This window comes from Ancylobacter sp. FA202 (genome assembly GCF_000380205.1).
Taxonomy (GTDB): domain Bacteria; phylum Pseudomonadota; class Alphaproteobacteria; order Rhizobiales; family Xanthobacteraceae; genus Ancylobacter.
This window is the reverse complement of the sequence record NZ_KB904818.1, coordinates 2,971,851-2,997,650: the sequence shown is the minus strand read 5'-3', so window position 1 is coordinate 2,997,650 and position 25,800 is coordinate 2,971,851. Positions and strand designations below refer to the sequence as shown.

General features: G+C 67.2%; 23 protein-coding genes. 13 read left to right on the top strand and 10 right to left on the bottom strand.

Annotated elements, in window-relative coordinates; genetic code table 11:
• The first annotated feature begins 100 nt into the window (after positions 1–100).
• From A3M1_RS0113635 to A3M1_RS0113595, 9 genes are all read left to right on the top strand, one after another.
• A complete protein-coding gene (locus tag A3M1_RS0113635) occupies positions 101–964 on the top strand; it encodes a branched-chain amino acid ABC transporter permease (RefSeq protein WP_018389535.1) in 864 nt (287 codons plus the stop codon).
• Positions 961–1,908, top strand: coding sequence for a branched-chain amino acid ABC transporter permease (locus tag A3M1_RS0113630; RefSeq protein WP_018389534.1), 948 nt, complete (start codon positions 961–963; stop codon positions 1,906–1,908). The genes A3M1_RS0113635 and A3M1_RS0113630 overlap by 4 nt, the downstream gene beginning before the upstream one ends.
• Complete coding sequence (locus A3M1_RS0113625; protein WP_018389533.1) at positions 1,905–2,663, top strand: ABC transporter ATP-binding protein; 759 nt, start codon at positions 1,905–1,907, stop codon at positions 2,661–2,663. The genes A3M1_RS0113630 and A3M1_RS0113625 overlap by 4 nt, the downstream gene beginning before the upstream one ends.
• The gene (locus tag A3M1_RS0113620) at positions 2,656–3,372 is read left to right on the top strand and encodes an ABC transporter ATP-binding protein (protein WP_018389532.1); all 717 of its coding nucleotides are present in this window, start codon (positions 2,656–2,658) and stop codon (positions 3,370–3,372) included. Before A3M1_RS0113625 ends, A3M1_RS0113620 begins: the two co-directional genes overlap by 8 nt.
• A 100-nt stretch (positions 3,373–3,472) precedes the next feature.
• Positions 3,473–4,969 carry a pyridoxal-phosphate dependent enzyme gene (locus A3M1_RS0113615; protein WP_018389531.1) on the top strand — a complete coding sequence of 499 codons (1,497 nt, stop codon included), beginning with the start codon at positions 3,473–3,475 and terminating at the stop codon, positions 4,967–4,969.
• Between the two features lie 9 nt (positions 4,970–4,978).
• A complete protein-coding gene (locus tag A3M1_RS0113610; protein WP_018389530.1) occupies positions 4,979–5,935 on the top strand; it encodes a CoA transferase subunit A in 957 nt (318 codons plus the stop codon).
• Positions 5,925–6,722: a CoA-transferase subunit beta gene (locus A3M1_RS0113605; protein WP_018389529.1), complete on the top strand. Its 798-nt coding sequence runs from the start codon at positions 5,925–5,927 to the stop codon at positions 6,720–6,722. Before A3M1_RS0113610 ends, A3M1_RS0113605 begins: the two co-directional genes overlap by 11 nt.
• Before the next feature lie 32 nt (positions 6,723–6,754).
• Entirely contained in the window at positions 6,755–7,699 is a 945-nt protein-coding gene (locus tag A3M1_RS0113600) for an LLM class flavin-dependent oxidoreductase (RefSeq protein WP_018389528.1), read from the top strand.
• Between the two features lie 126 nt (positions 7,700–7,825).
• The gene (locus tag A3M1_RS0113595; protein WP_245261888.1) at positions 7,826–8,203 is read left to right on the top strand and encodes a hypothetical protein; all 378 of its coding nucleotides are present in this window, start codon (positions 7,826–7,828) and stop codon (positions 8,201–8,203) included.
• Between the two features lie 25 nt (positions 8,204–8,228).
• Here the strand turns inward: A3M1_RS0113595 and cofH are convergent, their stop codons facing one another.
• The gene (gene cofH / locus A3M1_RS0113590; protein WP_018389526.1) at positions 8,229–10,670 is read right to left on the bottom strand and encodes a 5-amino-6-(D-ribitylamino)uracil--L-tyrosine 4-hydroxyphenyl transferase CofH; all 2,442 of its coding nucleotides are present in this window, start codon (positions 10,668–10,670) and stop codon (positions 8,229–8,231) included.
• Positions 10,671–10,674: 4 nt separating this feature from the next.
• On the bottom strand, positions 10,675–11,439 hold the full coding sequence (locus A3M1_RS0113585; protein ID WP_018389525.1) for a 5-oxoprolinase subunit PxpA: 765 nt from the start codon (positions 11,437–11,439) through the stop codon (positions 10,675–10,677).
• Positions 11,440–11,600: 161 nt separating this feature from the next.
• Between A3M1_RS0113585 and pxpB the strand changes: the two genes are divergently transcribed.
• The 3 genes from pxpB to A3M1_RS0113570 all read left to right on the top strand — a co-directional run bounded on the left by pxpB (position 11,601) and on the right by A3M1_RS0113570 (position 14,241).
• A complete protein-coding gene (gene pxpB / locus A3M1_RS0113580) occupies positions 11,601–12,344 on the top strand; it encodes a 5-oxoprolinase subunit PxpB (RefSeq protein ID WP_245261670.1) in 744 nt (247 codons plus the stop codon).
• Positions 12,341–13,381: a biotin-dependent carboxyltransferase family protein gene (locus A3M1_RS0113575; protein WP_018389523.1), complete on the top strand. Its 1,041-nt coding sequence runs from the start codon at positions 12,341–12,343 to the stop codon at positions 13,379–13,381. Before pxpB ends, A3M1_RS0113575 begins: the two co-directional genes overlap by 4 nt.
• Positions 13,382–13,488: 107 nt before the next feature.
• Entirely contained in the window at positions 13,489–14,241 is a 753-nt protein-coding gene (locus tag A3M1_RS0113570; protein ID WP_018389522.1) for a GntR family transcriptional regulator, read from the top strand.
• A gap of 26 nt (positions 14,242–14,267) precedes the next feature.
• On the opposite strand, the gene A3M1_RS0113565 is transcribed toward A3M1_RS0113570, so the two are convergent.
• From A3M1_RS0113565 to A3M1_RS0113555, 3 genes are read right to left on the bottom strand one after another with little or no spacing between them, the layout of a single operon-like run.
• Complete coding sequence (locus A3M1_RS0113565) at positions 14,268–15,458, bottom strand: 2Fe-2S iron-sulfur cluster-binding protein (protein WP_018389521.1); 1,191 nt, start codon at positions 15,456–15,458, stop codon at positions 14,268–14,270.
• Positions 15,455–16,282: a xanthine dehydrogenase family protein subunit M gene (locus tag A3M1_RS0113560; protein WP_018389520.1), complete on the bottom strand. Its 828-nt coding sequence runs from the start codon at positions 16,280–16,282 to the stop codon at positions 15,455–15,457. Before A3M1_RS0113560 ends, A3M1_RS0113565 begins: the two co-directional genes overlap by 4 nt.
• Positions 16,279–18,678: a xanthine dehydrogenase family protein molybdopterin-binding subunit gene (locus A3M1_RS0113555; RefSeq protein ID WP_018389519.1), complete on the bottom strand. Its 2,400-nt coding sequence runs from the start codon at positions 18,676–18,678 to the stop codon at positions 16,279–16,281. The genes A3M1_RS0113560 and A3M1_RS0113555 overlap by 4 nt, the downstream gene beginning before the upstream one ends.
• Before the next feature lie 165 nt (positions 18,679–18,843).
• On the opposite strand from A3M1_RS0113555, the gene A3M1_RS0113550 reads away from it, so the two are divergent.
• Positions 18,844–21,141 (top strand): xanthine dehydrogenase family protein molybdopterin-binding subunit, encoded by a 2,298-nt coding sequence (locus A3M1_RS0113550; RefSeq protein WP_018389518.1) that lies wholly within the window; start codon positions 18,844–18,846, stop codon positions 21,139–21,141.
• A 4-nt stretch (positions 21,142–21,145) separates the two neighbouring features.
• Here the strand turns inward: A3M1_RS0113550 and A3M1_RS0113545 are convergent, their stop codons facing one another.
• Genes A3M1_RS0113545 through A3M1_RS0113525 form a run of 5 tightly spaced genes read right to left on the bottom strand, consistent with a single transcriptional unit; the run spans position 21,146 to position 25,725 of the window.
• Complete coding sequence (locus A3M1_RS0113545; RefSeq protein WP_018389517.1) at positions 21,146–21,865, bottom strand: phosphoribosyltransferase; 720 nt, start codon at positions 21,863–21,865, stop codon at positions 21,146–21,148.
• The gene (locus tag A3M1_RS0113540; RefSeq protein WP_018389516.1) at positions 21,862–23,424 is read right to left on the bottom strand and encodes a GMC family oxidoreductase; all 1,563 of its coding nucleotides are present in this window, start codon (positions 23,422–23,424) and stop codon (positions 21,862–21,864) included. Before A3M1_RS0113540 ends, A3M1_RS0113545 begins: the two co-directional genes overlap by 4 nt.
• A 25-nt stretch (positions 23,425–23,449) precedes the next feature.
• Positions 23,450–23,947, bottom strand: coding sequence for a hypothetical protein (locus A3M1_RS0113535; RefSeq protein ID WP_018389515.1), 498 nt, complete (start codon positions 23,945–23,947; stop codon positions 23,450–23,452).
• 5 nt (positions 23,948–23,952) lie between these two features.
• Positions 23,953–24,789 (bottom strand): carbohydrate ABC transporter permease, encoded by an 837-nt coding sequence (locus A3M1_RS0113530; RefSeq protein ID WP_018389514.1) that lies wholly within the window; start codon positions 24,787–24,789, stop codon positions 23,953–23,955.
• Between the two features lie 12 nt (positions 24,790–24,801).
• Entirely contained in the window at positions 24,802–25,725 is a 924-nt protein-coding gene (locus A3M1_RS0113525; protein ID WP_245261669.1) for a carbohydrate ABC transporter permease, read from the bottom strand.
• Between the last annotated feature and the right edge of the window lie 75 nt (positions 25,726–25,800).

Genomic DNA, 25,800 nt, shown 5'->3' with positions numbered 1-25,800 from the left:
GGGGCGCCTTCCGAGCGCGCGCCGAACCATCCGGCGCGCGTCCTCTTCAGTCTTGCGGCCGTCCCACAGGCACCGAGCGCGAGCCAGCGACAAGGGCGATATGGCGATCTACCTGCAGATCCTCTCCAACGGCCTGATGCTCGGCGCGCTCTATGCCTGCCTGGCGGTCGGCTTCTCGCTGGTCTGGGGCGTGTTGAACGTGATCAACATGCTTCACGGCTCGTTCATCATCCTGGGCGGCTATCTCACCTTCTTCGCCTGGCATCTCTACGGCATCCATCCCGTGGTGATGTTGCCGGTAGTCGCGGCGCTGATGTTCGCGCTCGGCTTCGCACTGCAGAAGCTGGTGATTAATCGGGTCGTCAGCGCCCCCGTCCTCACCACGCTGACGCTGACCTTCGGCCTCGACATGATCCTCTACAACGCGATGACCTACTGGTTCACCGCGACCCCGCGCCGGATCACGCTCGACCTCGGCGCGGTGCATCTGGGCTCCATCGTGCTGCCGGTGGACCGTCTCGTGGGAACTGGCCTCGCTTTGGCGATGACGCTGCTGCTTTATGCCGTGATGCGCGGTTCCTCCATCGGCCGGGCCATCGTCGCAGTGCGGATGGACCGCTCCGCCGCCGAACTCATGGGCATCCGCACCGAACGCATCTACGCCATTACCTTCGGCATTGGCGCGCTGATGGCGGGCGTCGCCGGGGTGGTCTTCGCCACTGTGTTCCCCATCACCACCAACGTCACCGGCATCTGGCTCGGCAAGGCCTTCGTCGTCTGCGTGGTGGGCGGGCTCGGCTCGGTGCCGGGCGCGCTGGTCGGCGGGCTGGTGCTGGGGCTGGTGGAGAGTTTCGCCGGCCACTGGTTCGGGCCGCAGCAGGCGATCACCGCCGGCTTCGTGCTGATGCTGGTGCTGCTGCTTACCCGGCCCACCGGCCTCGTCGGCGTGAGGGGGTACGAATGAAATCCGGCTTTCCACTTTACGCGGCCATGGTTGCCGGCCTGCTGGTGCTCGCCACCACGCCGCTCTATGCCGATAATTACGTGGTTCGCACAGCCGCCATTGTCGCCATGTATGGCGCGCTCGCCACCTCATGGAACTTCATCGGCGGCTTCACCGGCTACCCCTCCTTTTCCACCGCCGCCTTCTTCGGCCTCGGCGCCTATGTCGGGGCGATCTGCCAGCGCCACGGCATCCCCATGGGTCTCGCCTGGGCGATCGCCACCGTGGTGGTTGCCGCCTTCGCCGCGCTGCTCGGCGGCATCATCCTGCGGCTGCGCGGGCACTATTTCGCCATCGGCTCCATCGCCGTGGTGGAACTGTGTCGGCTGGTGGTTTCCTCCTGGTCGAGCCTCACCGGCGGCGGCGACGGGCTCAACCTGCCGCTGATGGCCTGGCCGCCGGAAGAACTGATGCGCTTCTTCCTGTTCGTGATGCTCGGCATCCTGCTGGCCAGCCTCATCGCCACGATTCTCGTCGACCGCTCGCGGCTCGGCTTCGGCCTGCGCTGCATCCACCAGAACGAGGATGCCGCGGCGATGGTCGGCATCAACACTACCGCCTACAAGATCGCCGCCTACACGCTCTCGGCCATGTTCTGCGCCACCGCCGGCGCTGCCTATGCCTCATGGACCGGTTATATCGACCCGACCGATTCCTTCCAGATCGTGATGACGGTGAAGGTCGTCGTCATGGCACTGCTCGGCGGCGCCGGCACCATTCTCGGCCCGGCGCTGGGGGCGGCCGCCTTCGTGCTGCTGGAGGAGCTGTTCTGGGCGAACTTCCTCGACTGGAACCGTGCCATCCTCGGCGTCGTCATCGTACTGCTGATCTTCTTCCTGCCGGGCGGACTGCTCAGCCTCGGCATGCGACGGCTGCGGGCGGCCAAGGTGGGGGGCGGCCAATGATCGAGCCCATCTTGCGCCTCGACGGCGTCTCCAAACAGTTCGGTGGGCTCGCCGCCCTCACCGACGTGTCGTTTTCGCTGAACGAAGGCGAGGTGGTGGGTCTCATCGGGCCGAACGGGGCGGGCAAGACCACGCTGGTCAATGTCGTCACTGGAAATCTGCGCCGCTCCTCCGGGCGCATCCTGTTCAAGAGCGAGGATGTCGGGCTGCAGAAGCCCTATCAGGCCGCCCGGCGCGGGCTGGCCCGCACCTTCCAGATCGTCCAGCCCTTCCCGGCCATGACGGTGTTGGAGAATGTCACCGCCGGAGCGCTGTTCGGCGCCGGGGCCGGCTCGCTGGGCGACGCGCGCGATATGGCGATGCAAAGCCTCGAATTTGTCGGCCTCGACGCGCTGGCGGACCGGCCCGCCGCCAATCTCGCCTTGGCGGCACGCAAACGGCTGGAACTGGCCAAGAGCCTTGCCATGAACCCGCGCGTGTTGATGCTCGACGAGGTGAATGCCGGGCTCAACTCATCCGAGATCGACGGCGCGCTGGCCCTCATCCGCAAGATCGCCGAGCGCGGCGTCACCGTGCTCATCATCGAACACCTGATGAAGGTCGTCCTCTCGCTTTCGAAGCGCCTTCTGGTGCTGCATCACGGCCAGCTCATCGCCGACGGGCCGAGCTCGGAGATCGTCGCCGACGAGCGGGTGATCGAGGCCTATCTCGGCGCCAAGTTCGCCGCCCGGCTGAAGGAACTCAACCATGTCTGAGCCTTTGCTGGCGCTGGAAGGCGTGACCTCGGGCTATGGTCAGATCCGGGTGCTGTGGGGCATGGACCTTGTGGTCTATCCCGGTGAGATCGTCGCCCTGGTCGGCTCGAACGGCGCCGGCAAGACCACGCTGCTGCGCACCATCTCCGGCCAGCTGGCCCCGCAGGCGGGCACGATCCGCTTCAACGGTGCCCCCATCGAGGGCGCCCGGCCCGATGTCGTGCTCAGGGCCGGCATCGCCCATGTTCCGGAGGGCCGTCGCCTGTTCCGGGGCCTCACCGTGCGCGACAATCTGATGCTCGGCGCCTATCTGCGCACCGATCGCGAGGCGATCGCCCGCGACCTCGACTGGGTGTTCGATCTGTTCCCGATCCTGCGCGATCGCCAGCGCCAGGACGCCACTACCCTGTCGGGCGGCGAGCAGCAGATGTGCGCGGTGGGACGGGGAATCATGTCCCGCCCGCGCCTCTTGATGATCGACGAACTCTCGCTCGGGCTCTCGCCGCGCATGGTGGAGCACCTGAGCGAGGCGCTGATCGCGCTGAACCGAGCCGGCCAGACGATCCTCCTCGTGGAGCAGGACGTGATGACCGCCTTCGAGCTCTCGCACCGGGCCTATATCGTCGAGAGCGGCCGCGTCACCCGCTCCGGCGTCTCGGCGGAACTGGCGCGGGACCCGACCGTCAGCGAAGCCTATTTGTCGATTTAATCCCCGCGATATAAGAATAATTTGCATCAATGGTTCTATCATTAGTATCATCTGATTTCGTCGCGTCGCCGACCCTCGCTCGCCGCCTCGCAGGACACGCATGAACCCGTTCGATCTGCCCTCCACTGTCGCCGACGCCTCGACCTATCAGCGCACCGTCGCGCATCTGCGCGCGCGCGGCATTGTGCTGCCCCGCTTTTCGGAGCTGGCGGCGCCGGCGACAATGCCCGCTGGCGCCCGCGCCATGGCTGAGGCGGCAGACAAGCACGCACCGGACGCGCGAAACCTGTTCGGCCTGCACTGGTTCAACGAGGCGGCCAAGCTCGCCGGCCGCGCCGTGCCGGCGCATATCGAGCTTCCGAGCGCGATCACCGGCGTGCCGGCGCGCATCGTGGTGATGCTCGGCCGGCATTTTCCGATGATCCAGGCGCACAAGGTGCTGGCGGCCTATGCCTGCCTCGCGCCGCGCCTCGTCACTGGCACGTTCGACCCCACCCATCACCGCGCCGTGTGGCCTTCCACCGGCAATTACTGCCGCGGCGGCGTCGCCATCTCGCGCATTCTCGGCTGCCACGGCGTCGCGGTTCTGCCGGGCGGAATGAGCGCCGAGCGCTTCAACTGGCTGGAGAAATGGGTCACCGACCCCACCGATATCGTGCGCACACCCGGCACGGAATCGAATGTGAAGGAAATCTACGACGCCTGCGCCGTGATGGCGACGGACGAGAGCAACTTCATCCTCAACCAGTTCTCGGAATTCCCGAACTACCTTGCCCATTACGCCGTCACCGGCGCGGCCGCCGGGGCGCTGTTCGAGGGGCTGAGCGCAGGCGCGCCCGGGCTGCGGCTGGCGGCCTTCGTCGCCGGCACCGGCTCGGCCGGCACGCTCGGCGCGGGAGATCATCTCAAGGAAAAATACGGCGCCCGCATCGTCGCGATGGAGCCGGTCGAGTGCCCGACCCTGCTCTATAACGGCTTCGGCGAGCACAACATCCAGGGCATCGGCGACAAGCACGTTCCGCTCATCCACAACGTCACCAACACCGACATCGTCGCCGGCGTCTCCGATGCCGCCTCGGATGATCTCGCTTTGTTGTTCAGCACCCCGGCCGGGCGCGCCTATCTCACGGAGCGGCGCGGCGTGGATGCGGCCACGCTGGACGGGCTGGCCTCGCTCGGGCTTTCGGGGATCGGCAATGTGCTGGCCGCCATCAAGACCGCGCGTCGGCTCGACCTCGGCGCCGACGACGTCATCCTCACCGTCGCCACCGACGGCGCCGCGCTCTATGCGAGCGAGCGCGCCCAGCACCTTACGCGCAAGGGCGGCACTTTCGACCAGGTAAGCGCCGGCGAAGCCTTCGGCCAGCATCTGCTCGGCGCCGGCGCGGACCATGTGCTGGAGCTCGACCACCGCGACCGCCAGCGCGTGTTCAACCTTGGCTACTACACTTGGGTCGAGCAGCAGGGCATCAGCGTCGAGGATTTCGAACGGCGCCGGCACCAGAGCTTCTGGCGTGGGCTGCGGGCCCATCTCGACATCTTCGACGAGTTGATCGTGCGCATGAACCGCGACATCGGCAATGCGCAGGCGGCGTAGGAGAGACATGTGACGATCCCCTCCTATCTCGACCTGCGCAGCAAGACCCGCGCACGCGACCGCAGCCTCCGCGACAAGGTGATGTCGCTGGAGGAAGCCGCCCGGCTGGTAGCCGACGGCGACAGCCTCGCCATCGGCGGCTGCACCGCCTCGCGCACGCCAATGGCGATGATCTGGGCGCTGATCCGGGCCGGCAAGCGCGACCTCGAAGTCTCGCGCTCCATCGTCTCCACCGAGGGCGACCTGCTCTACGCCTCGGGCGTCTCGCGCCACATCATCACCTCCTGGTTCAGCCAGGGCATCGTGTGGGGCGTGTCCAAGGTGATGCGCGCCTATACCGAGAGCAAGCGCGCCCGCTTCGAGGAATGGAGCCACATGGCGATGGGCCTGCGCTACCGCGCCGGGGCTATGGGCGTGCCCTTCATGCCGATGCGCTCGATGCTCGGCTCCGGCGTGCTGGACCGCGCCGAGGGCGCCAAGACCATGGAATGCCCCTTCACCGGCGAGACGCTGCTGCTGGTGCCGGCGCTGAACCCGGAGGTGGCGATCATCCATGTCCAGCGCTGCGACGCCTATGGCAATGCCCAGATCGACGGGTTGACCTTCATGGACATCGACATGGCGATGGCGGCGAACAAGGTGATCCTCACCACAGAGCGGATCGTCTCCAACGAGCAGATCCGCCGCCATCCGGACCAGACCAAGATCGGCTTCTTCACGGTGGACGCCGTGGTCGAGGTGCCTTTCGGCAGTGCCCCGCATGAATGCTACGGCCTCTATGAGCCGTTCTACAGCCACATGGACCTTTACGCGCAGATGACCTCGAAGGACCCGGATGCGGGGGCACAGGCTTATCTCGAGCGCTTCTATCACGAGCCGAAGAATTGGGCCGACTATCTCAGCCGCATCGGCATGGCGGAACTGCTCGACGCCCAGCGCCGCGGGAGTGGCATCTATGACGACTGAACGTGCCCGGGTCAGCCTCTCCGTGGCGCCCGCCTATACCGGCTCCGAATTGCTCGCGGTGATGAGCGCGCGGCTGCTCAAGGAAGGGCAGACCGTTTTCGCCGGCGTCGGCATTCCGCTTCTGGCCGCGATCCTCGCCCAGAAAACGCATGCGCCGGGCCTTACCATCCTGTTCGAGGGCGGGGTGATCGGCCCCTTCGTGGAAGCGGGCAAGCTGCCGCCTTCCACCAACGAACAGCGCTGCTCGCGCCGCGCCAATATGCTTGTGTCGATCACCGAAGTGCTGCTGCTGCTGCAGCGCGGCTATGTCGATGTCGGCTTCATGGGTGGCGCGCAGATCGACCGTTTCGGCAATCTGAATTCCTCCTTCATCGGCGATGCCGAGAACCCGAAGATCCGCCTGCCGGGCACTGGCGGGGGCAACGACATCGCCTCGCTGGCCGACATGATCGTCGCCATGAAGCACGAGAAGCGCCGCTTCGTGGAGAAGGTGGATTTCATCACCTCGCCCGGCTTTCTCGACGGCGGCGACACGCGGACCCGGGCCGGCCTGCCCGCCGGCGGCATGTTCCGGGTGGTGACCGATCTCGGCATTCTCGGCTTCGACGCGGAAAGCCGCGCCATGACGGTGGTGGCGCTCCACCCCGGCGTCTCGGCCCCCGACATCAGGGCCAATACCGGCTTCGATCTGCCAGTGCCGGACGATGTGCCGGTCACGCAAGCCCCGACCATGGACGAACTCGCCATACTGCGCGAGCTCGACCCCGAACAGCTTTACACGGCCTGAACGGGCCGCCATCGGCAAGCGTGGAGACGATCATGAGTGTGCCGGCCTTCGGCGTGGCGATGCGCAACTTCACCCGCTTCCCGGAGCTTCCCGACGCGCAGGCGCTGATCGACTATGGCGTGCGGATGGAGGAACTCGGCTTCGAGTCACTCTGGGTCTGGGACCACATCCTGCTCGGCACCGACCCGCATTTCCCCATTCTCGATTCGCTCTCCCTGCTCACGGCGGTGGCCGCGCGTACCAAGACGATCAAGATTGGCACCGGCGTGCTGGTGTTGCCGCTGCGCAACCCGGTCATCCTCGCCAAGCAGCTTTCCACTATCGACCTGATCTCGAACGGGCGCCTGATGCTCGGCGCGGCGGTCGGGTGGTACAAGCGCGAATTCGACGCCGTCGGCATTCCCTATGAGCGTCGCGGCAAGATCATGGACCGCAACCTCGATATACTGAAGCGTCTGTGGACCGAGGATTCCGTCAGTGGCGAATGGGACGAGCTGAACCTGCGCAACGCGGTGATGTTCCCCAAGCCCGTGCAGAAGCCGCACCCGCCCATCCTCATCGGCGGCTATGTCGATGTGGTGCTCAAGCGCGCCGCCACGCGCGGGGATGGCTGGCTAACCTATTTCTACACACCAGAATCCTACACCGAAGCGTGGGGCAAGATTTCCGCCTATGCGCAAGAGGCAGGCCGCGACCCGGCCGAGTTGTACAGCCTCAACCAGTTGCCGATCTATGTCGGCCCGCGCGAGGTCGGCATGACCAAGATGCAGGAATGGCTGCATGCCGAATGGGACCTGTCCAAGGGTTCCCTGTCCAGCTTCGACAGCGCCATTGTCGGCACGCCGGCCGAGTGCGCCGAGCAGATCGCCGCCCATGTCGCCACCGGGGTGAAGAAGATCGTCTTCGTGCCGTGGCGCTACGAGAAGGAGCAGGTCGACCTGCTCGCCCACGAAGTGCTGCCGCTGCTGCGTAAGTGAGGGGCGAATCCGCAGGCAGCATGCAGGCGTTTACGACGAATCGAGGCGCCGCTCGACTCGCGTCCCCCTCTTGATACGGTTCGCCCTCCGGGAATTGCCAACCGTACAGGAGACGCTACCGTGAAGATGTCTGCGATCGCTGCACTGACGCTCATCGGCGTCACGGCCGCCGCCTGCGTGACGGCGACCCAGCAGAAGGAGAACATGCTCTCCGCCGCCGGTTTCCAGATCCGCCTCGCCGATACCCCGGCAAAGATCGCTTCGCTGCAGAGCCTGCCGCCGCATAAGTTCACAGTGCAAAATCAGAACGGCCAGCCTGTGTTCCTCTATGCCGACCCGACGGTGTGCGGCTGCATCTATTACGGCACGCAAGACAATTTCGCCGCCTATCAGCAGATGGTGTTCCAGCAGCAGCTCGCCAGCGAACAGCAGATGACCGCGATGATGAACCAGCAGATGGCGTTCGACTACGGTCCGTGGGGCGGCCCCTTCATCCCCTACTGATCCTGCCCACGGCCGCGCTGGCCGCCTACCCCCGCAGCGCGGTCAGGCTTCCCGCCCTCGCTCGCTTCCCGGCCGCCGGCTCAATCCGGGGGCTCAGCGGCTCGGCGGCGTAGGAGCGCTGCTTCTGCCGTGAGGGAGCATCCGCGTAGAGCGTGGTGCGCTGGCGGGCCAGCCGGCCGGCGGCGCTGATCGCGGCTTCCATCCGGTCGGGCGGAAACTCCTGCCCATGCGCGCCGCCGGCAGCGCGGCTGATCGATTCATCCATCAGCGTGCCGCCAATGTCGTTGGCGCCCACCTGCAGCGCCTCGACAAGGCCGCCCGCACCCAGCTTCACCCAGGAGGCCTGGATGTTCGGGATCAGCGGATGCAGCGCCAGCCGCCCCACCGCATGCATCAGCAGGGCCTCGCGCCGGCTCGGCCCTTGGCGGGTGCCGCCCTTCAGGTACAGCGGCGCCTCCATGTGCAGGAAAGGCAACGGCACGAATTCAGTGATGCCGCCGGTCTCGCTTTGCAGGCGGCGCAGGCGCAGCAAATGGCGCGCCCAGTGTCGGTAGCTGTCGACATGGCCGAACATGATGGTCGATGTGGTATGAAGGCCGGCGCGATGGGCGTCGCGCACCGTTTCCAGCCATTCCTGCGTGGTCAGCTTGTCCGGGCAGATCAGCGCGCGCACCTCGTCATCCAGGATTTCCGCTGCCGTGCCGGGCAGGCTGCCGAGCCCGGCCTCCTTCAGGCGAACCAGAAATTCCGGCACCGGAAGGCTGAGCGTCGCCGCACCGTGGCGCACCTCCAGCGCCGAGAAGGCGTGCACATGCATGTCCGGCACGGCTTCCTTCACCGCGCTCAGGATGGCGAGATAGGTCTCGCCGGAGAAATCCGGGTGGATGCCACCCTGCATGCACACTTCGGTGGCGCCGCGCGCCCAGGCCTCCCGCGTGCGGCGCTGGATCTCGGCCAGGTCGAGCTCATAGGCCCTGCCGCGCAGATGCTGGTTCTGCCGGCCCTTGGAGAAGGCGCAGAAGCCGCACGTATAGGCGCAGACATTGGTGTAGTTGATGTTGCGGGTGACAACATAGGAGACCGTGTCGCCCACCGCCTCCCGGCGCAGCGCATCGGCGGCCTCGAAGACCCGCCGAGCGCGGTCGCCGCGCGCGTCGAACAGGCGGGCGATATGCGCCTCGTCCAGTTCGCGCCCGGCGAAGGCGCGGTCGAGGAGGGCATCGAGCGCACTGTCCGGCCCGGGTAATGCCGGCGCGGCCGGCCAGTCGATCACCACCGCGCTCTCGCCCGCGATCCCGACCCGCCAGCCGCTTTCCTGGGCAAGGCCGGCCGCGTCGGCACGGTGCAGCACATGAGGGGCGACGCGGGCGTCGAGCCAAGTCGCTCGCGCGGCGATATAGGCGGGATAAGTCGCGAGACGGGGCGCGAGCACCTTGCCCGCGCGCGCCGTCACGGCGCCGAGCATCGCCAGCGCCGGCCACGGCGCCTCCGGGTTCACATGATCGGGCGTCACCGGCGACACCCCGCCCCAATCATTGATGCCGGCGTCGATCAGCGCCTTCAGCCCGTCGGGCTGGAGATTAGGCGGGGCCTGGATCGAGACATCGGGCCCAAGGATGAGCCGCGCCACCGCCACCGTCCACAAATGATCCTCCAGCGAGGGCTCGGGCGCATTTGCCATGCGGGTGCCGGCCTTGGCGCGGAAGTTCTGGATGATGACTTCCTGCACATGGCCGTGCCGCTCATGCGAGCCTCGTATGGCGAGCAGCGCCTCGATCCGTTCGCGGCGGGTCTCGCCGATGCCGATGAGCAGGCCGGTGGTAAAGGGCACCCGCGCCCTGCCCGCCGCCTCCAGCGTGGCGAGACGCGCGGCGGGCAGCTTGTCGGGCGAGCCGAAATGCGGGCCGCCACGGGCGGAGAGACGCTCGGCGGTGGTCTCGATCATCAGCCCCTGGGAGGCCGACACCTCGCGCAGGCCGGCGAGTTCCGCCTCGTCCATCACCCCGGCATTGAGGTGGGGTAGCAGCCCGGTCTCCTCCAGCACCAGCGCCGCCATGGCGCGCAGATAGGAGAGCGTGCTGGCATGGCCGAGCGCTGCCAGTTCCTCGCGCGCCACGCCGTAGCGCCGCTCCGGCTTGTCGCCGAGCGTAAACAGCGCCTCGTCGCAGCCCATCCGCGCGCCGGCGCGGGCGATCTCCAGCACCTCGTCGGGGCTGAGGAAGGCGCGCTGTCCCCTTCGGGGCGGGTGGGCGAAGGTGCAGTAGTGGCAGACATCCCGGCAGAGCTGGGTGAGCGGGATGAACACCTTGCGCGAAACCGTGACGGTGTCGCCGAAGCCAGCATCACGCAGCCGAGCTGCCCGCGCCATCAGCCCGGCGAGATCGGTGTCGTCCGAGAGCGCGAGGGCGCACTCTTCGTCGAGGCGCACGTCCGCCTGCACGATCTCCCCTCCTCGCGCGCCGGCCATCGGCTCAGCCCGCCATCATCTCAGGCAGAGTGACGAGCTCGACCCCAGCCGCGCGCAATGCCTCGCAGCAGGCGGATGCCACCGCAATGGCGCTCGGCTCATCGCCATGCACGCAGAGCGAATCGAATGTCGTCGGCATCTTCTTGCCGTTCACCGAAATGATCTCGCCATCCAGCACCATGCGAACGACCCGCTCCGAGGCGACCTTGGGGTCGCGGATCATCGAATCCGCATGAACCCGCGAGCGCAGATTGCCGTCATCCTCGTAGAGCCGGTCGATGAAGGCTTCCCGCGACAGCGGCACGCCGAGATCGATCGCCGCCTTCTCCATCTCTGTGCCCGACAAAGCGAGGTAATAAAGCGTGGGGTCGACCACCTTGATGGCGCGGCCAATGGCGCGCGCATAATCCTTGTCCACGGCGCACATGTTGTTGAGCGCGCCATGCGGCTTCACATGCGTGACCTTAACGCCGGCATAGGCCGCCATGCCGGCGAGCGCGCCGAGCTGATAAGCGACGAGATATTCGAGATCGTCGGCATTCATGCGAATCTGCCGCCGGCCGAAACCCCAGATATCGTTAAAGCCGGGATGCGCGCCGACCGAGACGCCGTTCGCCTTGGCCTTGAGGCACACGTCGCGCATTACAGTGGCATCGCCGGCATGCTGGCCGCAGGCGACATTGACGCTCTTGACGATCTTCAGGATCGCGTCGTCATTGCCTATGTCGTAATGGCCGTAGCCTTCGCCCATATCGGCGTTGATATTCATGCGCTTCGCCACGGCTAGCCTCCGATATCCTATGCCCTGTTGACATTAACACATTATATAATCATGCATTTCAAGTCGAAACATACTAACATTAGTATGATTGGCGGACGCCGGCAATGCGCGTGGCGGCGGCGGAGGCAGGGATGGTGGGCGGAGAGGCGATGACGGCCAAGCGGATCGACGCCCGGGCGCGCTTCCTGCCCGTGGGCGACACCGCTTTCGCCGTCGAATTCGGGGACCGTATCGATCCGGCGATCAACGCGCTGGTCCACCGTACCGCCGCCCTGCTGGCCGAGACGCGGCCGGAGGGCATGGTGGAAACCGTTCCGAGCTTCCGCTCGCTGCTGGTGCATTACGATCCGCTCCGCACCAGTGCCAAGGCGTTGCAGGAGTTGATCGGCGCGCTGGAACTGGAGGACGAGGCCAGCCGAGCCCCCGCGCGCATTTGGCGTATTCCGGTGCTCTATGGCGGAGGGGCGGGGCCGGATCTCGCCGAGGTCGCGGCGGCGACGGGCCTTGGCGAAGCGGAGGTCATCGCCCTCCATGCCGGCGCGCTCTACCGGATCTATGTGCAGGGCTTCCTGCCGGGTTTCGCCTACCTCGGCGACTTGCCGGAGGCGCTCGACCTGCCGCGCCGAACCAGCCCGCGCGTGCGGGTGCCGCCGGGATCGGTCGCCATCGCCCAGCGCATGAGCGGAATCTACCCCGTTGAATCGCCGGGGGGCTGGCACCTCATCGGCCATACGCCGCTGCGGTTCTTCGACCCGGTACAGTCGCCGCCGACCCTGTTCGCGCCGGGTGACGGTGTGCGGTTCGTCCCGGTGGGCGAGGACGCGCATGCCACGATCGCCGAGGCTGTGGCGCAGGGCCGCTATAGCGTGGCCAGGGAGGAGGGGCCGGCATGAGCGCACGCCTCCAGATTCTCCAGCCCGGCCCGCAAACGACCGTGCAGGATCTCGGACGCCACGGTTTCCAGGCCTATGGCGTGCCGGTTTGCGGCGCGCTGGACGGAACCGCGCTGCGGCTCGCCAATGCGCTGGTCGGCAATGAGGCGGCACAGGCGGGACTGGAGATCCGCCTTGCCGGCCCGGCATTCGAGGTCATTGGCGGACCGGCAAGGCTGGCGCTGGCAGGGGCGCTGGCGAGCATCGAGGTCACGCTAGGGGACGAGATGCGGCGCTACAGCGCCTGGCGCGCCATCGATGTGCCCGAGGGCGCTCGTGTCCGGGTGGGTGCGCTTGTCGGCTCCGGCTGCGCGGTACTGGCCTTCGCCGGGGGCGTCGACGTGCCGCCCGTGCTGGGCTCGCGCGCCACCGACCTGAAGGGCCGCTTTGGCGGGCATGAAGGCCGCGCACTGGCCGCTGGCGACAGGCTGCCCCTTGGCATGGGAGAGTCGCAGGGCCCCTGCCTCGAACTCCCCTCCCCGCCGCGCGCCAGCGGCGAGGTCACTTTGCGCGCCGTGCCGGGCCCCCAGACGGACGCCTTCACCGATGAAGCGCTCAACGCCTTCTTCGCCACGACTTACCGCATCTCGCACGAGGCCGACCGCATGGGAATGCGGCTGGAAGGCCCGCCGCTCGCCTTCCGGAGCGGCGCCGACATCGTCTCCGACGGCATCGCCACCGGAGCGATCCAGGTGCCGGGCTCGGGCCTTCCCATCCTGCTGCTCGTCGATCACCAGACCATTGGCGGCTATGCCAAGATTGCCACCGTCATTTCCGCCGATCTGCCCCTCGCCGGCGGGCTCACGCCGGGGACTATCATCCGTTTCCAGGCGGTCACGGTTGCCGAAGGCGAAGAGGCCCGTCGCGCCCGGCAAGCGGAAATCGCCCGGCTGATCGCCTCGCTGGCGCCGGTACGCGAGGGCCCTCGCATCGACGAGGCGGCGCTCCACCAGGCGAATCTGATCTCGGGCGTTGTCACGGCGTTGGAAAGCAGCTAACCCGCCCGGCGAATAGGATTACATGATACCGAAGATAGAACGACGTCGCCGATTCTACCCTGACGAAAGGCCGCCGCCCAAGGCGGCACGAGCGGACCGATACGCCCATGCTCAAGGATTCTCCCGCCGCGACGGTTAATCCCGATTACCGCCGCAGCCCCGTGCCGCGCTATCTGCAGATCGCCGGCGTCATCCGCCGCCGTATCGAGGACGGCGTATGGGGCCCCAACGAGAAGATCTCAACGCTGCAGGAACTCGAAGCCGAGTTTCAGGTGGCGCGCGTCACCGTGCGCCAGGCGGTGGAAGTGCTGCAGGGCGAGGGACTGGTGCGCCGGATCCAGGGCAAGGGCACCTTCGTCTCCGCCTCGGTCGAGGATAAGCGCTGGCTGAAGCTGGATCTGAAATGGCACTCGCTCGCCGGCACCATCGGCGCCAATATTCCGCGCTTCCTCCCCGTGGCGACGCCTCCCGCCCCGCCGACGATCCGGCCGGAAGACGGCACTCCGGCGGCGCGCTACCGCTATCTGGAAAGCGTGCAGTCCCGGCGCGGGCAGCCTTATTCTTTCGCCCGGGTGCATTTCGACGCCGCGCTTTATGAGCTCGCCCCTGCCCGCTTCGACCGCGAGCCCACCATCGCCGTGGTGGCCTCGCTGGAGGGGCTGAAGGTGAAGCGCGCCCGGCAATCCTTCATCGTCGGCACAGTGGAGCCCCGCGTGGCGAACCTGCTCGCTACCGGGATCGGCTTTCCCACCGTGGAGGCCCATCTGGTCATCACCGATGAGAACGACGTGGTGATCTATGTCGCCGATATCGTCTATCGCGGCGATTGCGTACAGCTCGACATCGACCTTCTGGGCTGAAATCGATAGGCGAGTTGGTCGGGCCTTCACGCCCGCCGGAACAGGCGCCGAACCCAGTCCTTCACCAGCGAGAGCAGCAACGATCCGGCATCGAGCGGAGCAGGCTGCGCCGCGGCTGCCTCGCCCCGCAGCAAGGCGGCGAGATGGGTCGCGAACGCCGCTGTCAGACGCGCGGCAAGGTCGCGGGCGAGCGCTCCCCGGCTCATCTGGGCGAGCGGGCCCTGCAGCACATAGGCGACCTCCACGCGGACGCGGGTCGCCGCCGCCCCCGGCAACTCGTCGAGGCCATAGACAAGCCGCGCCTGCACCCGCGTTGCGCTGCGCCGATCGACACCGCCACCGTCGATCGTTCCGGTCCAGTTCGCCGGATCAGCGGCGATCACCCCCGTGCCACCAAAGGCGGCCTGGATCGGCCCGAGCTTCACCAGCATTTCCGCGTTCACCGTGCGTCCGTCGCTGGGTGCCGTCAGCCGCGCCCCCGGCAGGCAGCCGATCACTTGCGCCGGGTCCTGGAACAGCGCCCAGACCTGTGCCCGCGGCGCCGGCACCTCAAACTCCTGCACCAACTCCACCGGATTGCGCAGCTTCTCCGGAACGAACACAGCACTCGCGGCCGACACGTCCTCACCTCGGCCGAGGCGCTCATCCCCCACAGCCGAAAGTCGCGCCGGTGCCACCGGCAGGGTCAGCGGCGAGACGTGGAGCGGGGGAACGACCGCCCCGCCGCGCGTCACTACGGGCGCTTCGCCGGCCGCGCAGCGCTCGGCCGCCACCGCCCGGATGGCGCGGATGATACCGATATAGCCGGTGCAGCGACACAGATTGCCCGCCAGTTCGTGGCGGATCGCGGCGTCATCCGCGCCAGGTCGCCGCAGCACGATATCGCGCGCCATGATGAGCATGCCCGGCGTGCAGAACCCGCATTGCAGCCCGTGCTCCACCATGAAGGCCTTGCGCAGCCGCTCAGTCACAGGATCGTCCACCAGCCCCTCGACCGTGGTGATGACGGCACCGTCGAGCGCGACGGGAAAGGCGATGCAGGCCCGCGCCGGCGCGCCATCGATCAGCACGGTGCAGGCTCCGCACACGCCGTGCTCGCAGCCGAGATGCGTCCCGGTGAGCAACAACTCCTCGCGCACGAAATCGGCAAGGTGCTGGCGCGGCTCAACCTCTGCCTCAATGTCGCGGCCGTTGACGGAAAGACGGATCGGCTTCATGCGGGCTGACCTTCAGGCTGGCTTTCGCTTGCCAGCGCGGCAATGGCTTGCCGGACGACCTCGCGGCGGAGGCGGAACGCGGCCGGATCGGCGGCCAGACCGGCGTCTCGCAGGATATCGTCGACACGCGCGGGAGAGCGAAGGACGTCGTGGGCCGCGGGAAACACCAGTTGCCGCGCCTCGGTGGCGCCGATGGCGAGGCGCTGCACGTCGCTCTCCCGGTCGACCAGCACAGCGCACATCGCTTCGGCAAACTCCCCGACCTTGCGGCAGGACTTGCGATAGCCGAAGCGCGCCTGCGCCGAGCGGCGCGGCACGAAAACCCCGGTGATGATCTCGCCAGGTGCCAGTGCCGTCTCGAAGGCGCCGAGGATGAATTCGTCGACAGCCAATTCCCGCGTCTCCGCAGGTCCGGCAAGATGCACGCGGGCGCCGAGCGCCGCCAGCGCCGTCGGCCAGTCGGCGGCGGGGTCGGCATGGGCAAGGCTGCCGCCGATCGTGCCGCGATTGCGCACGGCGCGATAGGCGATGCCGTGCGCTACGCGGGCGAGAAAGCCCGGGGTCGGATCCGGTACCGCACCGTCCTCGAACTCGGCATGGGTGAGCGCGGCGCCATAGAGGATGCCGTCCGGCCGCGCCTCGACGCGCCGCAGCTCAGGCAGGTGGGAAACATCGACCACGCGCCCCGGCCGGGCGAGGCGCAGATTGAGCATTGGGCCGAGGCTCTGCCCCCCGGCCATCGGCCGGGCGCGGCCCTCCGCCAGCGCGACCGTGGCGCCGGCAAGATCGTCGGGTCGTAAATAGTCGAAACGCGCGGCCTTCACGACGCAAGCCTCTCCGCTGTCGCCTTTTGTCGGGCCGCCTCGACCGCCTCGCGCACCCGGCGCGGCGTCATCGGCGAGACGGTCATCTCGACGCCGAGCCCGGCCAGCGCGTCGTTGATGGCGTTGCCAATCGCCGCCGGAGGGGCGATGGCGCCGCCCTCGCCGATGCCCTTCTGGCCAAAGCGTGTATTGGGCGAGGGCGTCTCCATATGGGCGATGCGGACATCCGGCATCTCGCCGGCACCGGGAAGGAGGTAGTCGGCCAGGGTCGACGCCAGCGGCTGCCCGTGCTCGTCATAGGCCATCTCTTCATAGAGAGCTGTGCCGATGCCCTGCGCCGTGCCGCCATAGATCTGGCCGTCCACCACCATCGGGTTGAGCAGCACGCCGCCATCCTCGACGATGACGTAATCGAGGATCTCCACCTCCCCGGTTTCCGGTGCCACCGCGACCACGCAGGCATGGGCGGCGTAGGAGAATGTGCCCGTGTCCACGGACGGACGGTAGCCGGCAACGAGGTCCAGCCCGTCCGGGTCGATGTCGGCAGGGAGGTTCTGCGGCGCGAGATACCAGGTCGCCGCCACCTCCCTGAAGCTCACCGAGCCCTGCGGGCCGACCACCTGCGCGTCGCGCACCGTCACGGCCTCCACCGGCGCCTGCAGCAGATGCGCCCCAATCCGCGCGATGCGCCCGGCGAGCCGCTCGCAGGCGCTCGCCACCGCGCCGCCGGCCATAACAGCCGAGCGCGAGCCCCAGGTGCCGGTGGAATAGGGCGTCATGGCGGTGTCGCCATGGACCACGTTCACGAGATCTGGGTCGATTCCCAGCACCTCGCAGGCCACCTGCGCCAGCGTGGTTTCCATCGACTGACCATGACTCTGGCTGCCGATCCGGACTTCCAACGTGCCATCCGGAGTGAGCCGGGCACCGCAGGACTCGATGCCGGGCACCATCGGAATGCCCCAGCCATGATAGACAGAGGTGCCGTGCGCGCCCTGCTCGCAATAGACGGCATAGCCGAGCCCGATGCGCCGCCCGTCCGCCTCCCCCACCTTCTGGCGGGCGCGAACGCCCTCATGGCCGACCATAGCGAACGCCCGCCGCAGGCTCTCGGGGTAGTCGCCCATGTCGAAATCCTTGCCGGTGATCGAGGTGAATGGCATCTGATCCGGACGCACCAGATTGCGCTGGCGCACCTCATAGGGCTCTAGCCCGGCCGCGCGCGCCACCGCGTCGATCATCAGCTCCATCGCCGTGCACACGCCGGTGCGCGCCACGCCGCGATAGGGCACGATGGGTGGCTTGTTGGAGCAGACGGAATAGGTGCGGCAGCGATAGGCCGGCAGGTTGTAGGGGCCCGGCAGGTTGGACACGACCTGCGCCCCTTCGAGGCAGGCCGAGAACGGGTAGACCGAATAGGCGCCGGCATCGACATGCGCCTGCGCCTCCAGCCCGAGCAGGAGGCCCTCGGTGTCGGCATAAGCCGTCATCACATAATGATGCTCGCGGCAATTGGCGGCAGCGACCAGATGCTCGCGCCGGTCCTCCAGCCATTTCACCGCGCGATCCAGCTTCAGCGATGCCCAGGCGCAGCAGACTTCCTCCGGCTGCAGCAGGCCTTTCCAGCCAAAGCCGCCGCCGACATCGGGCGCCACGACGCGGATCTTGCGGGTGTCGAGCCCCAGGCATTCGGCCAGCCCCGAGCGGACGATGTGCGGCATTTGGGTCGAGGTCCACAGGGTGAGCTGCTCGAAGGTGCGGTCGAACAGGGCGATGCAGCCCTTGCCCTCCAGCGGCGCCATGCATTGCCGGCTGGTCCGCACCTCGCGCGTCACCTTGATCGGGGCGTCCTGAAGAGACTCGTCGAAGTTCTTCTCGGTCGATGAGACCAGGAACACGTTTTCCGGCCAGTCCTCGTGGATCAGCGCGGCGCCTTCCTTGGCCGAGCGCAGCATGTCGACATTGGCCGGCAATTCCTCGTACTCAACCTCGATCTCCTCGCAGAGATCCTCGGCAAGCGCCCGGGTTTCCGCCAGCACCATCACCACCGGCTCGCCGACAAACCGCACCTTGCCGCTCGCCAGCGAGGGCTGGGCGGAGACGCGAAAGCCTGGCAGCCCGGTTTTTGCCAGAATGTCCTTCACCCCAGCCATGTCGGCATGGACGAAGGCGCGCCCGTGCAGATGCGGCGGAATGTGCACCGCCTTGATCCGCGCATGAGCCAGCGAGGAGCGCAGGAAAGCCGCCTCCAGCTGGCCCGGAAATCGCATGTCGCCAATGAACCGCCCGCGCCCGGCAAGCAGGCGGGCGTCCTCCTTGCGGCGAACCGAGGCGCCGACGCCTTTATGCGCCTTCACATCATCCGCGCGCTCGCCATCGTGCCCAAGGGCGCCCATTAGCAACTCCCGCGGGATCGCTCCCGCAAAACACTATCTCATTCGATTATCGACACTATCGTTCGATATGTGCTTATCTTTACATAGATAGAATGATTAGAAAAGATGCAGCGGCAAGGCTGCTGCGTTGCGCGCCACTCTGATGGGAAGCCGAAGGGGAAAGCCATGAAATTCGGGGTTGGCCAGCCGTTCCGCCGGGTGGAGGATCTGCGCTTCATCACCGGCGCCGGCCGCTTCACCGACGATTGCCGTTTCGCGGGCGAGGCCTTCGCCTGCGTGGTGCGCTCGCCCCTCGCCCATGGGATGATCAACGCGGTGGATGCCGAGGCCGCCCGCGCGATGCCCGGCGTGCTGGCGGTCTACACCGCGCAGGACCTCGCCGCCGACGGCATCGGCGCCTTGCCCGTCGTCATCGTGCTGGACCACGCGGAAGGCGGACGCATGCCGCTGCCCGCGCACACGCTGCTGGCCGTGGATAAGGTGCGCTATCTCGGCGAGCCGGTGGCCTTTGTGGTGGCGGAAACGGCGCGTGCCGCGCTTGAGGCCGCCGAGGCGGTGGAACTCGATATCGCCGATCTGCCCGCCGTGGTCGAGCCGGCAGCGTCGCTGGCGGACGACGCACCCCAGCTGTTTGACGAAGCCCCCGGCAATCTCGCTTTGCACTGGCAGCTCGGCGACATCGCGGCGGTGGACGCCGCTCTACAGGCCTCCGCCCAGGTGGTGGAGTTGGAACTGGTCAATAATCGCATCGTCGTCGCCTCGATGGAGCCGCGCAACGCCATCGGCCTCTTTGACGGGGCGACGGGGCAGTTCACCCTCGTCACCGGCAGCCAGGGCAGCCACATGGTCCGCGACTTCATGTTCGAGGGCGTATTCGGCCTGCCAGCGGCACAGTTGCGCGTTATCACCCCGGATGTCGGCGGCGGCTTCGGAATGAAGGCCATTCCCTATCCCGAACAGGCGCTCGTGCTCTACGCCGCGCGCAAGCTGGGCCGCCCGGTGCGCTGGCAGTCGAGCCGCGCCGAGGCCTTCCTTTCGGACACACAGGGCCGCGACAATCTTTCCCGCGCCACGCTGGGGCTGGACGCCGACTCGCGCTTCACCGCGCTGAAGGTGGAAACGCTGGCGAGCGCCGGCGGCGCGCTTTCCGCCTTCGGCGTCTACTGCCCCACCCTCTCCGGTCCGCCCATGGCACCGGGGGTCTACCGCGTCCCTGTTGTCGCCACCGATGTCCGCATCGCCTACACCAACAACGCGCCGATGGACGCCTATCGCGGCGCCGGCCGCCCGGAGGCCGCCTATCTCATCGAGCGCCTGGTTGACAAGGCGGCGCGGGAGATCGGCCTCAGCCCGATCACGCTGCGCGAGATCAACATGATCGCGCCCGAGGAGATGCCGCACCGCACCGCGACCGGCGTTGTCTACGATTCGGGTGATTTCGCCGGTGTGATGAAGGCCGGCCTGCAAGCGGCGGACTGGGACGGATTTGCCGCCCGGCGGGAGAAGGGCGACGGCCTTCTGCGCGGTATCGGGCTTGGCTATTACATTGAGCGCACTGGCGTGCCGGGAAAAGAGGGCGCCGTGGTGCAGATCGGCGCCGACGGCCATGTCGTTGTCCATGTCGGCACCCAGTCGACCGGACAGGGGCATGAGACCACCTATGTGCAAATGACCGCCGAGGCGCTGGGCATCGAGCCTTCGCGCATTGCGGTGAAGACCGGCGACACCGAGCAGCCCCTTCCCTCGGCCGGTGGCACGGTCGCCTCTCGTTCCATGGTGCATGGCGGCGGCGCCCTGCGCCTCGCGACCGGCGCGTTGCTGGGCAAGGCGAGCCGGGAGGCCGCGCACCTTCTCGCCGTCGACGAGCGCGAGCTGGACTTCGATGCCGGCATCTTCCGCGTGCCGGGCACCAACCGCCATATCGGTCTGCTGGAGGTCGCGGCGCAGGTGGGCGGACTCGAAGGCATCGGCGATTTCGAGCAGATGGCCGGCACTTTCCCGAACGGCGCCCATGTCTGCGAGGTCGCGGTCGAGCCGGAAACCGGCCATATCACGGTGGAGCGCTATACGGTGGTCGACGATTTCGGCCGCACGCTCAACCCGCTGGTGCTGAGCGGGCAGGTGCATGGCGGGATCGCCCAGGGCATCGGCCAGGCGATGATGGAACGCACGGTGTACGACCCCGACAGCGGCCAGCTGCTGTCGGGCTCGTTCATGGACTACGGCCTGCCGCGCGCGGACGACCTGCCCTTCTTCGATGTCGCCACGCACAACGTGCCCTGCACAACCAACCCGCTGGGCATCAAGGGCGCGGGGGAAGCCGGTGCCATCGGCGCGCCGCCCGCCTTCGTCAATGCGGTGGTGGATGCGCTGGCCCCGCTCGGCATCACCCATCTCGACATGCCACTCACCCCCGCGCGGGTATGGGAGGCGATACGAGAGGCGCGGGTCGAGGGCCGTTGAGGGTTCAGGGCGTGCGAGGCAAAGTAGCCTCGACCGGCCACCAGCCGTCCGCACGCATTGCGAACAGCGGGCAGCCATAGGCGGCGCGAACCTGCGCGGGTGCGAGAACTCCGTGCATCGCAGCGACCCAGCGATTGGTCTGCTTCATCGCCACCACCATGCCGGCGAGGCGTGCCCCGGCCCGCTCAAGAAGCCGGCAGGCGGCGAGCGCGGTGGCCCCGGTGGAGATCGCATCGTCGACCAGCAGCACGCGACGCGCATCGACCAGCGGCAGGAGATTGGGGTCGAGCCGAAGGCGCTTGCCCGCCTCCGGGCTGGTGATGGAAGAGACAGGTTCGGAGAGGTCGTCGCGGTACCAGAATTTCTTGGAGTAGCCGAGCGGAACGTAGCGCGGCTGGCCCAGCCGCTCCGCCACGAGGGCGGCGAAGGACAGGCCAAGGGTCGGCAAGCCGACCACGCAGTCCGCCTGGAGCGCTCGCGCCTCCTGCGCCATCGCATCGGCAAGGGCGCTCACCACCCCATGCGAGGCCTGGTTGGCGATGAGCGAGGCGGCGGCATGAACGCCGTCGGGCAGGCGACGCAGCGGCAGCACCAGCACGCGGCCATCCGCCAGCCGCACCGGATAGCCATGGCGATGCGGCGGGTTGAAGGAAAAGGGGGCGAGAGGCTCGTCGGTCAGTTCCTGCCAATAGGCCAGCGTCGGTTCGGTGAAGTCCTCGCTCACAGCGCGCCGGCCGCCATCTGGCCCGCGATGAAGTCGGCCTGCCGGATCGACAGCGCAACGATGGTCAGCGTCGGGTTGCAGGCGCCGCCGGTGGCAAAGGCGCTGCCATCGGCGATGAACAGGTTCGGTACCTCATGCGCCCGGCCGTTTCCGTCGAGCACACCGTCCTCGGCCCGCGCGCTCATGCGGTTGGAGCCGAGATTGTGGCTGGCGGGATAGGCCGGCGCCTCGATGGAGCGCTTGGCCCCCGCCGCCTGATGGATGGCGGTCATGGTCTTGTAGCCATGGCTGCGCATCTTCAGGTCGTTGGGATGCTCGTCGTAATGGATGTTGGCGACCGGCACGCCGAAGGCGTCGAGTTCGTCGGTCAGAGTGATCCGGTTGCCCGCCTGCGGCATGTCCTCGCCGGAAAGCAGCATGCCGGCCATATGGGCATATTGCTCGATGACGCCGGCGAAATCGCGCCCCCACCAGCCCGGATCGAGGAAGGCCGCGGTGGTCGGCAGGCCCATGGAGTTCAGTTCAACATAATAGCCGCCGGCAAAGCCCCGCGCCGGGTCATGGCGGACGAAATCGTCGACCATGCCGGTCATGATCTCGCCGCGGTGCATGTTCACCAGCTTGTCGAACACCGACCACACGGTCTGGATGATGTGGCGCAGATAATAGCGCCCGACAGTGCCATGGCCGTTGGCCAGCCCGTGCGGAAACAGGCCGCTGGCGGAGTGCAGCAGCAGGCGGGAGCTTTCCACGCAATTGCCGGCCAGCACCACCGCCCGCGCCTTCTGGCGGTGGCGCGTGCCGGCGGCGTCGACATAGACCACGCCCGACGCCTTGCCGGCCGCGTCGTGCTCGATGAACACGGCCCGGCTGCGCTGCCGCAGCTCCAGCTTGCCGGTGGCGAGGGCACGCGGGATCTCGACATTCAGCGTCGACCAGCGCGACCCGACCTTGTCGCCAGTGACCGTGAAGCCATCCTGGATCGTCGCCGGGCGACCGTCATAGGGGATGGGGTTGATCGCCTGCCGACCCGTCGAGGCGTTGAGTCCCAAGGCCGTCGCCCCGGCATACATCACCTTGAAGTTGTTGTTCGCCGGCAGTCCGGGCAGGCCATTGGTGCGGGTCACGCCCATCTTGGCCTCGGCGAGGTCGTAATAGGGCTCCAACTCATCGAGCGTGAGCGGCCAGTCGATCAGGCTGGCGCCTGATATGTCGCCATAGACGGTGCGGGCGCGCATCTCGTCAGCGATCAGGCGGTAGCAGCAGCCGGACCAGTGCGTGGTGGTGCCACCCACCACCTGGCAGCTCCAGCTCGGCGTTACCGGATGGTCGCGGGCAACGCGCCAATCGCCCGACGCCGTGCGCTTGTCCAGCCAGGACAGCATCTCGTAACCGCCCCACTCGTCATTGACGAAATCCTCGGCGGTCAGATGCTTGCCGGCTTCCAGCAGCACCACGTCGACGCCGCGCCGGGTCAGCTCATGGGCGAGCGTACCGCCGCCCGCGCCCGAACCGATGATGACGACGACGCCGGCATCGTCGAGTTCATATTGTGTCATCGTGGGACCCTTGATGTGAGCGGAGTCAGATGCCGGCCGGTGGTTCCGGTAGCCAGTTGAGATCGCTGAAGCCCCGGTTCACGTAGCCACCGAGATGCACCGAGGCGCCCTCATAGCCAAAGGCCTGCCAGACCTCGACATCGTCATAGAGGAAGCGGACGGTGGAACGCTGGACCAGCCGGAACGACGTGCTGGCCTCCAACCGCTTCAGCACCGCCACCCGATAGCTCTCCGACAGTTCGCGGAAGGGTAGCGGCATGGCCGCGTCCACTCGGTCGACGAATTCGGCGAAGGACTGCGCCGCAGCGGGTGAGTGTGCCGCCATGCGGTCGAAATGGAGAATGACCCGCCGATAGACCCGCTCGGGCAGGCCATCATGGGGGTAGAGGGTGCGGGCGGCGGCGAGGAGCGTTTCCGCCACGTCGCGGTCGAGGAGGGCCAGCGCCTCCACCCATTCTGGCCCTTCCGCGACCTCGATCGGTGGCGGCAGCTTCGGGTCCTTGTGAGCCTTGATCCCGTTCATTCCGATCATCCCTTCACCGCCCCAAGGGTGAGGCCGCGCACGATGTGACGCTGCAAGACAAAGACCACGGCGAGGACGGGCAGGAGCGCGGTCATGCCGACCACCGCCATCTCGCCCCAGCGCACGCCCTGCGAGGTGATGAGCTTGGGGATGGAAACGGGCAGCGTCTGCACCGCCCGCCCGCCGAGCATGAAAGCGAACAGGAACTCGTTCCAGGCGAAGATAAAGCACAGCACGGCGGTGGCAACGATGCCGTTGCGCAGCAGCGGGAACACCACGCGGCGGAAGATCTGCGGCTTCGACCAGCCTTCCAGTGCCGCCGCCTCCTCCAGCTCAACAGGCAAATCGCGACAGAAAGAGCGCAGCACCCAGATGTAGAAGGAGAGATTGAAGGTCATGTAGGCCAGGGTCAGGCCGAGGAACGTGTCGAGCAGGCCGACCTTGGCGAAGATCAGGTAAAAGGGAATGACGAGACACACGGGCGGCGCCATGCGCGAGGCCAGGATGAACAGGAACAGGTCGTCCTTCGCCCGCATCTCGAAGCGGGCAAAGGCATAGGCCGCCGGCGTGCCGATGATGACCACCAGCGCCGTGGACACCGTGCACAGCAGGAACGAGGTCAGAAGATACCAGTGAAAGCCGTGCTCAAGCACGTAGCTGAAATGCTCCAGCGTCGGCATGAACAACCACTGGGTCGGCCGGGCGAACATGGCGTCGTTCGGCTTCACCATCATCGACGCCATCCAGAAGATGGGGAACAGCATGATAGCGGCGTAGACCACGGTGACGCTGGTCCAGAGCAGAGCCTTGGAGCCTTCGGGGCGGCTTTGTGCTTCGGCCATTGGCGCGGTTCCTCAGAATGCGTTCAGGCGCTTCTTGGCGACCTGGTAGAAGACATTGCAGAAGGCGAAGAAGGCGAGCCACACCAGCACCGCGAGCGCCGAGGCCTCGCCGATGTTCCAGAACTCGAAGGTCATCTTGTTGGCGAGGATGGAGGGCGTCTCTGTGGAGATGCCCGGCCCACCACCGGTGAGAATGTAGATGGTGTCGAACACCTTGAAGGCGTCGATGAAGCGCAGCAGGCCGATGACCGCCAGCAGCGGCGTCAACATCGGCAGGGTGATGTGGAAGAACATCTGCAGCGGGTTCGCCCCGTCCACCGCCGCCGCACGATAGGGGCCGGTGGGCAGCGCCTGCAGGCCGGCAAAGAAGGCCAGCATCATGAAGGGCGTCCATTGCCAGATATCGACGAAGATCAGCGCGTAGAGCGCGAATTCCGGCGAGGCGAAGACCGAGGTGCCCTCAAGCAGATTGAAGCGTTCCAGCACATTGTAGGAGAAGAACCCCCACGAGCCGGCCAGCATGATCTTCCACAGCAGCCCGACCACGATCGGCGCCATCATAGTCGGCATGAACAGCAGCGGCACGAGGATGGAACGACCCCGCACATTCTGGTTCAACACCAGCGCGCCGGCCAGCCCGAGCATGAATTCCACCGGCACCGCGATCAGCACGAAAGTGGCGGCGACGCCGATGGAGTTCCAGAAGCGGGGATCGGTGAGCAGCACCGCGTAATTGTCGAAGCCGATGAAGTCGGTAACGCGGCCGAACTTGGCGGCGTGGAAGCTGAGATAGATCGTGTAGAGGAACGGCACGAGCGACACCACGACCAGCATGAGCATGGACGGGGCAATGAGAAGGTACGGGTACCAGAGCCGCTCGCGCGGGGCCCCAACAGTGCCCTCCGCCGGAGTGATCGTCTCGCTTGCGCTTGCCATGGAAAGTCCGCTCTCCGGGTTGCGGCACGTATCACCTCGCCCCGCGAAGCGAGGTCGAGGGGTCTGAGGATGATC

Bases quoted from the DNA above. Each gene is read 5' to 3' on its own strand.
- A3M1_RS0113605 (WP_018389529.1), top strand. From the start codon at position 5,925: ATGACGACTGAACGTGCCCGGGTCAGCCTCTCCGTGGCGCCCGCCTAT.
- A3M1_RS0113630 (WP_018389534.1), top strand. From the start codon at position 961: ATGAAATCCGGCTTTCCACTTTACGCGGCCATGGTTGCCGGCCTGCTG.
- A3M1_RS0113565 (WP_018389521.1), bottom strand. From the start codon at position 15,458: ATGAAGCCGATCCGTCTTTCCGTCAACGGCCGCGACATTGAGGCAGAG.
- pxpB (WP_245261670.1), top strand. From the start codon at position 11,601: ATGACGGCCAAGCGGATCGACGCCCGGGCGCGCTTCCTGCCCGTGGGC.
- A3M1_RS0113625 (WP_018389533.1), top strand. From the start codon at position 1,905: ATGATCGAGCCCATCTTGCGCCTCGACGGCGTCTCCAAACAGTTCGGT.
- A3M1_RS0113585 (WP_018389525.1), bottom strand. From the start codon at position 11,439: ATGAATATCAACGCCGATATGGGCGAAGGCTACGGCCATTACGACATA.
- cofH (WP_018389526.1), bottom strand. From the start codon at position 10,670: ATGGCCGGCGCGCGAGGAGGGGAGATCGTGCAGGCGGACGTGCGCCTC.
- A3M1_RS0113615 (WP_018389531.1), top strand. From the start codon at position 3,473: ATGAACCCGTTCGATCTGCCCTCCACTGTCGCCGACGCCTCGACCTAT.
- A3M1_RS0113550 (WP_018389518.1), top strand. From the start codon at position 18,844: ATGAAATTCGGGGTTGGCCAGCCGTTCCGCCGGGTGGAGGATCTGCGC.
- A3M1_RS0113530 (WP_018389514.1), bottom strand. From the start codon at position 24,789: ATGGCCGAAGCACAAAGCCGCCCCGAAGGCTCCAAGGCTCTGCTCTGG.
- A3M1_RS0113575 (WP_018389523.1), top strand. From the start codon at position 12,341: ATGAGCGCACGCCTCCAGATTCTCCAGCCCGGCCCGCAAACGACCGTG.
- A3M1_RS0113555 (WP_018389519.1), bottom strand. From the start codon at position 18,678: ATGGGCGCCCTTGGGCACGATGGCGAGCGCGCGGATGATGTGAAGGCG.
- A3M1_RS0113635 (WP_018389535.1), top strand. From the start codon at position 101: ATGGCGATCTACCTGCAGATCCTCTCCAACGGCCTGATGCTCGGCGCG.
- A3M1_RS0113600 (WP_018389528.1), top strand. From the start codon at position 6,755: ATGAGTGTGCCGGCCTTCGGCGTGGCGATGCGCAACTTCACCCGCTTC.
- A3M1_RS0113570 (WP_018389522.1), top strand. From the start codon at position 13,489: ATGCTCAAGGATTCTCCCGCCGCGACGGTTAATCCCGATTACCGCCGC.
- A3M1_RS0113540 (WP_018389516.1), bottom strand. From the start codon at position 23,424: ATGACACAATATGAACTCGACGATGCCGGCGTCGTCGTCATCATCGGT.
- A3M1_RS0113620 (WP_018389532.1), top strand. From the start codon at position 2,656: ATGTCTGAGCCTTTGCTGGCGCTGGAAGGCGTGACCTCGGGCTATGGT.
- A3M1_RS0113535 (WP_018389515.1), bottom strand. From the start codon at position 23,947: ATGAACGGGATCAAGGCTCACAAGGACCCGAAGCTGCCGCCACCGATC.
- A3M1_RS0113595 (WP_245261888.1), top strand. From the start codon at position 7,826: ATGTCTGCGATCGCTGCACTGACGCTCATCGGCGTCACGGCCGCCGCC.
- A3M1_RS0113525 (WP_245261669.1), bottom strand. From the start codon at position 25,725: ATGGCAAGCGCAAGCGAGACGATCACTCCGGCGGAGGGCACTGTTGGG.